At 36.1% G+C, this 10660-nt stretch carries 9 protein-coding genes; 8 read left to right on the top strand and 1 reads right to left on the bottom strand.

Features of this window, described 5'->3' with window-relative positions; all coding sequences use genetic code 11:
- Positions 1–13: 13 nt before the first annotated feature.
- From HCJ50_RS05350 to HCJ50_RS05330, 5 genes are all read left to right on the top strand, one after another.
- On the top strand, positions 14–1960 hold the full coding sequence (locus HCJ50_RS05350; RefSeq protein WP_185346574.1) for a Na+/H+ antiporter: 1947 nt from the start codon (positions 14–16) through the stop codon (positions 1958–1960).
- 143 nt (positions 1961–2103) lie between these two features.
- A complete protein-coding gene (locus tag HCJ50_RS05345) occupies positions 2104–2805 on the top strand; it encodes a pseudouridine synthase (RefSeq protein WP_185346576.1) in 702 nt (233 codons plus the stop codon).
- A 131-nt stretch (positions 2806–2936) separates the two neighbouring features.
- Positions 2937–4055: a carbohydrate kinase gene (locus HCJ50_RS05340; RefSeq protein WP_185395612.1), complete on the top strand. Its 1119-nt coding sequence runs from the start codon at positions 2937–2939 to the stop codon at positions 4053–4055.
- Positions 4052–4963, top strand: coding sequence for a pseudouridine-5'-phosphate glycosidase (locus tag HCJ50_RS05335; RefSeq protein WP_185346579.1), 912 nt, complete (start codon positions 4052–4054; stop codon positions 4961–4963). The genes HCJ50_RS05340 and HCJ50_RS05335 overlap by 4 nt, the downstream gene beginning before the upstream one ends.
- 78 nt (positions 4964–5041) lie before the next feature.
- A complete protein-coding gene (locus HCJ50_RS05330) occupies positions 5042–5485 on the top strand; it encodes a DUF523 domain-containing protein (protein ID WP_185346581.1) in 444 nt (147 codons plus the stop codon).
- Here the strand turns inward: HCJ50_RS05330 and pepC are convergent.
- Entirely contained in the window at positions 5478–6806 is a 1329-nt protein-coding gene (gene pepC, locus HCJ50_RS05325) for an aminopeptidase C (RefSeq protein ID WP_185346590.1), read from the bottom strand. The genes HCJ50_RS05330 and pepC overlap by 8 nt on opposite strands.
- A gap of 216 nt (positions 6807–7022) precedes the next feature.
- Here pepC and HCJ50_RS05320 point away from each other — a divergent pair, with 216 nt between their 5' ends.
- Genes HCJ50_RS05320 through HCJ50_RS05310 form a run of 3 tightly spaced genes read left to right on the top strand, consistent with a single transcriptional unit; the run spans position 7023 to position 10595 of the window.
- Entirely contained in the window at positions 7023–7775 is a 753-nt protein-coding gene (locus tag HCJ50_RS05320; RefSeq protein WP_185346752.1) for a DeoR/GlpR family DNA-binding transcription regulator, read from the top strand.
- Complete coding sequence (gene pfkB, locus HCJ50_RS05315; protein WP_185346592.1) at positions 7772–8695, top strand: 1-phosphofructokinase; 924 nt, start codon at positions 7772–7774, stop codon at positions 8693–8695. Before HCJ50_RS05320 ends, pfkB begins: the two co-directional genes overlap by 4 nt.
- A 1-nt stretch (position 8696) precedes the next feature.
- Positions 8697–10595 carry a PTS fructose transporter subunit IIABC gene (locus tag HCJ50_RS05310; protein ID WP_185346594.1) on the top strand — a complete coding sequence of 633 codons (1899 nt, stop codon included), beginning with the start codon at positions 8697–8699 and terminating at the stop codon, positions 10593–10595.
- Positions 10596–10660: the final 65 nt, after the last annotated feature.

Genomic DNA, 10660 nt, shown 5'->3' with positions numbered 1-10660 from the left:
GAGGGATGTAACAATGGAGATTTTTGAGCTTATTTTATTAATGTTAAGTGCAGTATTTTTATCGAACGTATTAAGTCGGTTTTTGCCTAGTATTGCAGTGCCTTTAATACAAGTATTATTAGGAATTATTTTGGCAATTCCACTTGGGAACCATACGATAGATTTAAATCCAGAGTTGTTTTTACTACTCTTTATGGCACCACTACTTTTTAATGACGGGGTGAATACGGATAAAAAATCATTATGGAAAAACCGAAAAGCAATTTTGTCATTATCTATTGGATTAGTGTTTGTGACAGTTGGGATACTTGGAACATTTATTCATTATTTAATTCCAGTAATCCCTTTTGCAGCCGCATTTGCACTTGCTGCTGCACTTGCCCCAACAGATGCAGTTGCAGTAGGTGCTTTGGCAGAAAAAGTAAAAATCCCACATAAAATCATGCATATTTTAGAAGGAGAGTCTTTGATAAATGATGCTTCGGGACTAGTTTCGTTCCAATTTGCGGTACTGGCACTTGTAACAGGTACTTTTTCATTTATGACGGCTGGAACAAGCTTTTTATTATTATCTTTAGGCGGGATTGCGCTTGGGGCTGTAATGAGTTTGCTTAAAATTATGCTAATGCGTAGTTTACGGCAAATGGGGATTGAAAATGTTACCTCCTTTATGCTGATGGAAATATTATTGCCGTTTTTAATCTTTATGGTGGCAGAAAAAGTGGGGGTTAACGGAATTTTAGCAGTTGTAAGTGGTGGCATAGTTCACTCTTTCAGCTATAAGAAAATCAATCCTGAAATTGCCCAGTTGAATTTACTCTCAAAAAGCACTTGGTCTGTCATTACTTTTAGTTTAAATGGATTGGTATTTATTTTGCTAGGAACGCAGCTACCACAAATTATGGAGACGATTTGGTTAGATTCAGGTATTCATAAAAGTATGCTATTTGTATATATTTTAGGAATTACCATTTTATTACTTGGTCTCCGTTTTCTTTGGATTTTGTTTTTCCGAAACTTTGATGAGCAACCGAAAAATGATTTGATTAGCAGACTAAAAAACACTTTTCTCTATACAGTTGCTGGTGTAAGGGGAACAATCACCTTGGTCAGTGCACTTTCGCTTCCATTTGTGCTTGGTAATGGGAATGCCTTTCCAGAGCGAGACTTGCTTATTTTCATTGCGGCTGGCGTTATAATCACCACGCTTCTACTTGCCAATTTTACCTTACCACTTTTTGCCGCAAAAAAAGATGTGACGGTTACAGACCACAAAGCCGATATCACTTTATTGCGCGATGTAGTAAAGCAACTACAAACATATAAAACAGACGAAAATATTGTCGAGATGAGTAAAGTCTTAAAAATGTATAATGACCGAATTTTTTCACTGATGAAGCATAAAGATTTAAATGCAACAGAAAAAGAGCTTCGACGTTTGACACAAGAATGGCAACTTGAAAATACTAGGAGACTTGTTTTTGAAAGAAAAATTGATACAGGTGTCGGGTTATCTATAATGATGCGACTTGGAAAAAGATTATACGTCCAAACACGAGAACAGAAATATCGTGCTAGAGTCCGATATCGTCAAATGTTGCATCAACGTTTTCGTAGCTTTCGTATTGTTCCTTTATCGTTTGAAGAGCGCAAAAATGAGCGCATTAAATTACAAAAGGAAAACAACGAATTTATCGTACAAAAATTATACGAGTTAGACAATACGGAATATAGCCCAGAAATTATCTCGCAGTATTTGATGACCTTTGAACAGTCGCTTTTCGGCAAAAATGCTAGAAGAGAAAGTGACCTAGAAGAGTTGCAAACCACCATTGATCTTGCATCCCAAATTGAACGAGAAACAATTCAACGATATTTTGAAAAAGGCGAGATTACACGAAAAGAAATGAAAGTATACCGGGATAATTTACTTGCAATAGAAGCTAGTTTCCAAATGTAATACAGGGAAGAGGCATATAATAAGGTGCGAGTTATATAGGAAAACCAGCTAGGCCAATTCTGCGGTCTAGCTGAATTTTTTTAACAGAACTTTTTGAGAAAACACTACTTTTTTGTTACAATAAAAGAAAAAGGAGCTTGATGATGCGTTTAGATAAACTATTGTCTCACACAGGTTTTGGAAGCCGAAGAGAAGTAAAACCACTCCTGAAATCTGGTTCAGTTGTAGTAAATGGTACCATCCAAAAAGATAGCAAACGACAAGTAAATCCAGAAAAAGATCAAATTACAGTTCATGGAAACCCCGTTATCTATCAAGAATTTGTTTATTTTATGCTACATAAACCGCAAAATGTGGTTAGTGCAACAGAGGATAATCTATCGGAAACAGTCATTGATTTATTGGCACAAGAAGATACGCTAACAAATCCTTTTCCTGTAGGCAGGTTAGATAAAGATACAGAAGGACTATTAATTATTACTAACGACGGAACATTAGCACACAATTTATTATCTCCAAAAAAGCATGTCAATAAAACATATTATGCCAAAATCGAAGGCGATGTGACAGCGGCTGATGTAGAAATATTTCAAGCCGGAATTACATTAGATGACGGCTATACCTGCAAACCAGCTCAATTAGAAATTATTACGCCAAACGAAATCAACATAACGATACAAGAAGGTAAATTCCATCAAGTGAAAAGAATGTTTGCAGCAACAGGAAAAACAGTCACATATTTAAAACGAATTTCTATGGGAAATCTGAAGTTAGATGAATCACTTGACTTAGGTGAATACCGCCCGCTAACCGATGAAGAACTAGCCCTTTTACAAAATAAATAAAATAAGCGAAAATTTTCTTCTAAAGAGAAGTGGGTTTTCGTTTTTTTATTTGCAAATAAAAGCTTTTACATATATAATAAACTTGTGTTTGAAAAAGAAACAAAAGTTTGGTAACGGAGGTGCATTATATCGTGGAGAATAATAAAGCGAAAATGAACGAAAAGGAAGAGATAATTTTCAATTCCATCCGTAAAAATCCTTACATTTCTCAACAAGAGCTTGCTGATATTCTTGATTTATCGCGACCAACAGTAGCAAACCTTATTTCCGGTCTAATTAAAAAAGGTCGTATCTTAGGTAAAGCCTATATTTTAAATGAAGCAAAGCAGATTGTTTGTATAGGCGGGGCGAATGTTGATCGAAAGTTTTATATTAAAGATAAAGCACAATTGGCTACGTCTAACCCAGTGCGTTCAACGCAAAGTGCCGGCGGAGTTGCCAGAAATGTTGGTGAAAATCTAGGGCGTCTGGGAAAAGAAGTTATTTTACTCACAGCTTGTGGTACGGATTCAGATTGGGAAGCTGTCAAAAGCGCTAGTAATACATACATGAATTTAGATTATGTTGCTGCATTTCCAAGTATTGCAACAGGGTCTTATACAGCTGTACTCGAAAACAATGGAGATTTACTGGTTGCACTAGCTGACATGGATGCATACAACCACCTAACTCCTGATGTACTAACCAAAAATGAAGGTTTACTCAGTCAAGCAAGTGCAATTATTGCTGACTTGAATTGCCCGAAAGAAACATTGGAGTATTTAGGGAATTTTGCAGAAATTAATATGATCCCCTTAGTTTTGGTACCTGTATCCTCTCCTAAAATGTCTCATTTACCAGATCGGCTTGATCATGTAACTTGGCTAATTTGTAATCGAGATGAATCAGAAACACATTTAGGAATGACAATTGAGAACGAGGAAGATTGGCATTTAGCTGCAAAAAAATGGCTTGATTTAGGGGTAACAAATGTCATTATCACGAATGGTAGTAAAGGTGCAGTAGCTGCAAATATAGAAGAAGGAATCATTTTTGAACCAGCAATAGTGATTGAAGATATCGTTGACGTGACTGGAGCAGGTGATGCATTTTGCTCAGCAGTTATCTACGCATGGTTAGAAAGAAAATCATTGCAGGAAATTTTAAAGACAGGGAGCGTTAATGCTGCGCGAACACTGGAATCAGAATACACCGTTCGCCAAAATTTATCCACTTCCCAACTACAAAAAGATCTGGAGGAATTCAAATGAAAAATTATCTATCATTATCTGAAGAAGTTAAACAAGCAAAGGCGGAAGGAAAAGCAATTGTAGCGCTTGAGTCAACGATTATTTCTCACGGCATGCCTTACCCGCAAAATGTTAAAATGGCACGCGATGTAGAACAAATCATTCGTGATAACGGTGCAGTTCCAGCAACCATCGCACTTATAGATGGTAAAATAAAAATTGGTTTATCTGATGAAGAACTAGAATTATTCGGAAAAAGCACAAATGTAGCAAAGGTTTCTCGTCGTGACATTGGTTATCTTGTTGCAACAAAACAATTAGGAGCAACAACAGTAGCGGCAACAATGATTTGCGCGGAATTAGCAGAAATTGGCATTTTTGTAACTGGTGGAATTGGAGGTGTACACCGTGGAGCTGAAACGACAATGGATATTTCGGCTGATTTAGAGGAACTAGCGAAAACAAATGTGGCAGTCATTTGTGCTGGAGCTAAATCTATTCTCGATTTAAGCTTAACTATGGAATACCTAGAAACAAAAGGCGTTCCAGTAATTGGTTATCAAACAGATGTATTACCAGCATTCTACACACGTTCAAGTGATGTGGAATTAACTCTACGCGCAGATTCACCAGAAATTATCGCAGCTTCTCTTAAAGCAAAATGGGATCTTCAAATTGAAGGTGGAGCAGTAATCACAAATCCAATCCCGGAAGAATTTGCAATGGATGAAAAAGTAATCAATGATGTTATTCAAACTGCTTTAAAAGAAGCAGAAGAAAATCACATTCACGGTAAAGATGTAACACCATTCTTACTTGGAAAAGTAAAAGAATTAACAGATGGTAAAAGTTTGGAAGCAAATATTGAACTTGTAAAACATAATGCATTAATTGGTGCTCAAATTGCTGTAGCTTACCAAAACAGCTAATCATTTGAAAGCTGTCATCTCTATAAAGATGGCGGCTTTTTATGTTAAAATAAAAGAAAGAATAAAGGAGGAATCAAAATGATTGCAGTAAGTGCCTGTCTTGCCGGAATTGCATGCAGATATGATGGACAAGATAAAGAAATTACAAAAATAAAACAAATGGTTGAGAATGGAGAAGCAATTGCATTTTGTCCTGAAATTATTGGAGGTCTTGAAATACCAAGAAACCCAGCAGAAATAGTTGGCGGAGATGGTAAAGATGTTTGGTGTGGTCGTGCAAAAGTTATGGATAACGAAGGAAACGATGTTACCGAAGAGTATAAGCGCGGTGCCACCTTAACGCTTACAAAAATGAAGCAACTTAATATCACTAAAATAATTATGAAAGAGAATAGTCCATCATGTGGTAGCTGTGCTATTTACGACGGTACCTTCTCTGGAAAAACGAAAGAAGGTACCGGCGTAGCAGCAGCGCTTTTTATAGCGAATGGAATTGAAGTTGAGTCAGAATTTGCTATTTAAAAGCAAGTGACCCCATTGGATCCCAAGGTTTTAAGACAATTGGCTCTTGTTCAAAGGCATTCAATAATTCTTTAGGTAAATATTTTTTCCGAACAACTACTTGGAATGTGTATTCATCCATCCACGAATCACTCGCAACAAAATAACCTTTATTGCCAATAGCTTCTCCCCAACTATTTTCTACTTTCCAGCGGTTGATTTTTCCATCGGCAATATTAATTCCTGTTAGTACCATGGCGTGTGTAAGCATACTATGTTTGTAATCAAGACGCTCTGCTTTAGTCATCGTAGTATTAAAACCAAAAGCTTGATTTAATAAGAAAATATTGGTATCCATAATACCACTAGTTCGCTCTGAAAGCTGGCCAACATCACAACCAAACCAAACTGTTTCGCCACCTTTTATTTGCTCTGCAGCAGCTTTTTTCAATACATCCATTTCAACATTTAGATATTTAATGGGTGTCCCACCAACAATGTTACCTAAATAATCTACGGTAAAAACTTGATTAAATGGCTTATCTTTTGTTGGGGCATTAATAAGTGGGATATAATCCTTTAAATCAATATCAATATACCGTTTGAAAAAATCTGTAGGTGAAATTTGTAAATCTTGTTTAAATTCGTTATTTTTGTCACGATATTCAAAGTCAAAAGTTTTTGGTGGTTCACCAAGCGACATCACTAAAAGTTGATAAATTTCTGCAAGCATATCTTCCTTTAATTGTGCGACAGAAGTATTCTCCCTAACTGCTTTTCTTAAAATAACGGCGTCTGTACGAAGGCGTTCATTTAATAAATGATTTAAATCAGCGGATTTGCTACTTTGAAAAGTTTCTGGCATAGCTGTTTTTGGAACAACCCCATATTTTTCAATAATAGAAACTAACATATCCCACTGACCACCATCTTGTTGAGGTGTATCAAGCAACCACGAAACTAGACGACTATCTTCATCCTCCTGTGCAGTTTCAATGATATTCTCTAAAAAATAATTTGCTTTCTCTAACTTATCCCAAAAATTAGTATAATTCTGTGACAGCTCAAAATCCTTCAAACCAAGCGTTCCATTCAATTTATGACGGAATGTATTTAGTGCTGCAAACATCCAACACCGTCCACTTTGTTGTTGATTAGAAACCTTATCTGTTGTTACTTCATGAGAAAAGATAGGTTGAACAGCCACTTTTGATTCTGGGTTTTCTGTAGCAGCTTTAATCCCATTCTTCATAATACTAGCTTGGATTACCAGATTATCAGGATTTTCCCGCCATTTTTTAGAAAACTTTTCCAATTGACTCCATGTTAAATCTGTACTCATATTTATTCCTCCTATATACAAATATATCTTCCAATTAAGTATACTCCTAAAAATAAAAACTGCATAAGAAAATAAATGATTGAACTTTTATGGCGGTTTATAAAGGCTTTTATGCTATAATATGAATGGATTTGGAAATGGATGATTGTTTTTGAATGAAAACGGTTGATTTTGAAAGAAAAAGATGATAAACTAACTTTGGATGGAGGAACAAGTATGTTAAGTGCAGAGCGAAAACAGCTTATTATGGAGCGTATTGAGCAACTTGGTGTCATTAAATTACAGGAATTAGTGGAAGGGTTAAGTACATCTGAATCAACTATTCGGCGTGATTTAATTGAACTAGAACAACAAGGTCTCATTGAGCGCGTTCATGGTGGTGCGAAGATTACTAACTCGCATAACCAAGAACCAAGTATGAATGAAAAATCATTCAAAAACATTCAAAATAAAAAAGAAATTGCAGCGTATTGCGCTAGTTTAGTCGAAGAAAATGATTGTATTTATTTAGACGCAGGATCAACTACATTAGAAATAATTAAACATTTAGCAAATCGAAATATTACTGTAGTTACAAATGGTTTAACACATATTGAAGAATTAGTTCATCAAAGTATAGATGCGTATCTTTTAGGAGGCAAAATGAAAGTGCATACAAAAGCAATAATTGGTGCGGTTGCCTTAGATAACATCAAAAACTATCATTTTGATAAAGCTTTTATTGGTACAAATGCCATGCATCCGGAACATGGCTATACTACACCTGATATGGAAGAAGCCTTTGTAAAACGTGCCGCAAAAGAACGAGCTGATCGTGTGTTTGTAGTAGCAGATCATACTAAATTTGCAGAAGTTAAATTTTCTAAAATGTTCTCTTTAGATGAAGCAACAATCATTACAGACTACATTCCTCTAGAAGTAAAAGAATCCTTTATCCAAAAGACTAAAATAATCGAGGTAGAAAAATGATTTATACAATTACTTTAAACCCATCCATTGATTATATTGTACAAATCGACCAGTTAAATCTTGGTGAATTAAATCGCATGAAACAGGATTACAAATTACCTGGTGGCAAAGGTATTAATGTCAGTCGCGTACTAAATCAATTAAATGTCCCAAGCCTAGCTACAGGATTTACTGGTGGATTTACTGGTGGATTTATTAATGATTGGCTTAAAAATGAAGGTGTGAAAACTGGATTTGTGAAAATAAAAGATGATACTCGCATTAATATTAAGTTAAAGCATGGAGAAGAAACTGAAATCAACGGCTTAGGTCCTGCCATTTCAGAAAATGAAATCAAAGAATTTTTGGCTATGATGGATAATATAACAGCTGATGATATTGTAATTTTATCTGGCAGTGTCCCACCATCACTAGGAAATGATTTTTATAATAAAATAATACAAATCTGTCAAGATAAACAAGCTGAATTTATGATTGATACAACTGGACAAGAATTATTAGCTGCACTTCCAAATAAACCTATTTTAATTAAACCTAATCACCATGAACTGGCCGAATTATTTGATGTTCAATTGAGTGGTGTAGAAGAACTTATTCCATACGGCAAAAAATGCTTGGAGTTAGGTGCACAACATGTAATTGTATCCATGGCTGGTGACGGAGCACTTTTATTTACTGGTGAAGAAGTATTTTTTGCAAAAGCTTTAAATGGAGAGCTGAAAAACTCAGTTGGAGCAGGTGACTCCATGATTGCTGGATTTATTGGAACTTTTGATAAGACAAGAGATCCATTGAAAGCATTTGAAGCAGGTGTTGCAACGGGTGGAGCTACAGCATTCTCAACGGATTTAGCGCAAGCAGAATTGATAAATAAATTATTACCACAAGTGAAGATAACTAAAATAGCAGGGAGGAACTAAAATGAGAATTACGGACTTACTTAGTAAAGATGTGATGATTATGTCTTTAAAAGCAACGACAAAAGAAGCGGCGATTGACGAAATGATTGCTTCCTTAAAGAGTAAAGGGAAAATTAATGATGCGGGACTTTTTAAAGAAGAAATTATGAAACGTGAAGCGCAAAGTTCGACAGGTATTGGCGAAGGAATTGCTATGCCTCACGCAAAGACAAAGGCAGTTGATGAACCCACTGTTGTTTTTGCAAAAAGTGAAAATGGCTTAGATTATAACTCTTTAGATGGTCAACCAGCACATCTTTTCTTTATGATTGCAGCGACGGATGGTGCTAACGCAACTCATTTAGAAACTTTAGCGGCGCTTTCTAGATTGCTAGTTCACCCAACATTTGTTCAAAGTTTAAAAGATGCTAAAACACCTGAAGAAGTAATAAACCTCTTCAATAAAGAACAAGGAGATGCAGAAGAAGCAATTATTACTCCTAGCTCAAATGCAGATACTGGTAAATCTGTTGTAGCTGTTACTGCGTGTCCAACAGGCATTGCGCATACGTATATGGCAGCAGAGAAATTGCAAGAAACAGCAAATAAATTAGGCGTAAAAATTAAAGTTGAAACAAATGGTTCGAGAGGTGTCGAAAATCGTTTGACTGATAAAGAAATTGCTGATGCAGATGGTGTAATTATCGCAGCGGATGTACAAGTTGATATGCCTCGCTTTAATGGAAAACATCTTATTGCTAAACCAGTGGCAGCAGGAATTCACAAACCAGAAGAGCTAATAAACGAGGCAATTTCAGGTAAAGCACCTGTTTATAAAGCAGAAGAAGGTAGTGAAACAACAAGTAGTTCTGATGGGCTTTCTATTGGACAACAAATTTATAAACATTTAATGAGTGGCGTTTCGCATATGTTACCATTTGTTATTGGTGGAGGTATTGCAATTGCGATAGCTTTTATGTTGGATCAATTAATTGGAGTACCGCAAGATCAGCTTGCTAAATTAGGTTCATATAATGAAATCCCAGCATTGTTAAAACAAATTGGTGATGTGGCATTCGGTTTCATGCTTCCAGTATTTGCAGGTTATATTGCCTACAGTATATCGGATAGACCAGGATTAGTTGCTGGTTTTGTAGCAGGTGGAGTTGCTTCTGTTGGTGGAGCAGGATTCCTTGGTGCGTTAGTAGGTGGTTTTCTCGCAGGTTATGCTGTTGAATTAGTGAAATTAGCACTTAAGAAATTACCAAAAACATTAGATGGCATCAAAGTAGTTCTATTTTATCCAGTTTTATCTGTTTTGATTGTTGGTCTATTAATGTTGCTATTGAATGTACCAATGAGCGCTCTTAATACATGGTTAAATGATTTCTTAAATAGTTTAAGTGGAACAAATGCTGTTATTTTAGGCTTGTTACTTGGGGCGATGATGGCGGCAGACTTAGGTGGCCCAATCAATAAAGCCGCTTATATTTTTGCAACAGGAACTTTAGCTGCAAGTGTAGCAACTGGCGGAAGCGCAATTATGGCAGCTACAATGGCGGCAGGGATGGTTCCACCGCTTGCAACTTTTGTCGCAACTAGGGTCTTTAAAAATAAATTTACAGCGCAAGAACGTGATGCGGGATTGACAAACTCTATTCTAGGGGCATCATTTATTACAGAAGGTGCTATTCCTTTTGCGGCAGCAGATCCACTTCGAATGATTCCGAGTTTTATTGCTGGAAGTGCAATTACAGGCGCAATCGTTATGTTCCTAAATATTAAAGTATTAGCACCACATGGTGGAGTGTTCGTTATTTTCTTAGTGTCTCAACCATGGTTCTATATTATTGCAATTGTTATTGGAACGTTAATAAGTGCAGCCTTAATCGGATTTTTACGAAAGAAACCAACTGTATAAAATTGGGGAATCGTCTTTTGAAACAAAAAAGACGATTTCTTTTTTGTTTTCTCGAATTCTTTCCG

Source organism: Listeria immobilis (assembly GCF_014322765.1).
Lineage (GTDB): Bacteria > Bacillota > Bacilli > Lactobacillales > Listeriaceae > Listeria > Listeria immobilis.
The sequence above is the reverse complement of the archived record's forward strand: the minus strand, read 5'-3'. Positions and strand labels throughout refer to the sequence as shown.

Excerpts from the sequence above, each read along its gene's own strand:
- HCJ50_RS05350 (WP_185346574.1), top strand. The coding sequence starts at position 14 with ATGGAGATTTTTGAGCTTATTTTATTAATGTTAAGTGCAGTATTTTTA.
- HCJ50_RS05345 (WP_185346576.1), top strand. The coding sequence starts at position 2,104 with ATGCGTTTAGATAAACTATTGTCTCACACAGGTTTTGGAAGCCGAAGA.
- HCJ50_RS05335 (WP_185346579.1), top strand. The coding sequence starts at position 4,052 with ATGAAAAATTATCTATCATTATCTGAAGAAGTTAAACAAGCAAAGGCG.
- HCJ50_RS05330 (WP_185346581.1), top strand. The coding sequence starts at position 5,042 with ATGATTGCAGTAAGTGCCTGTCTTGCCGGAATTGCATGCAGATATGAT.
- pepC (WP_185346590.1), bottom strand. The coding sequence starts at position 6,806 with ATGAGTACAGATTTAACATGGAGTCAATTGGAAAAGTTTTCTAAAAAA.
- HCJ50_RS05320 (WP_185346752.1), top strand. The coding sequence starts at position 7,023 with ATGTTAAGTGCAGAGCGAAAACAGCTTATTATGGAGCGTATTGAGCAA.
- pfkB (WP_185346592.1), top strand. The coding sequence starts at position 7,772 with ATGATTTATACAATTACTTTAAACCCATCCATTGATTATATTGTACAA.
- HCJ50_RS05310 (WP_185346594.1), top strand. The coding sequence starts at position 8,697 with ATGAGAATTACGGACTTACTTAGTAAAGATGTGATGATTATGTCTTTA.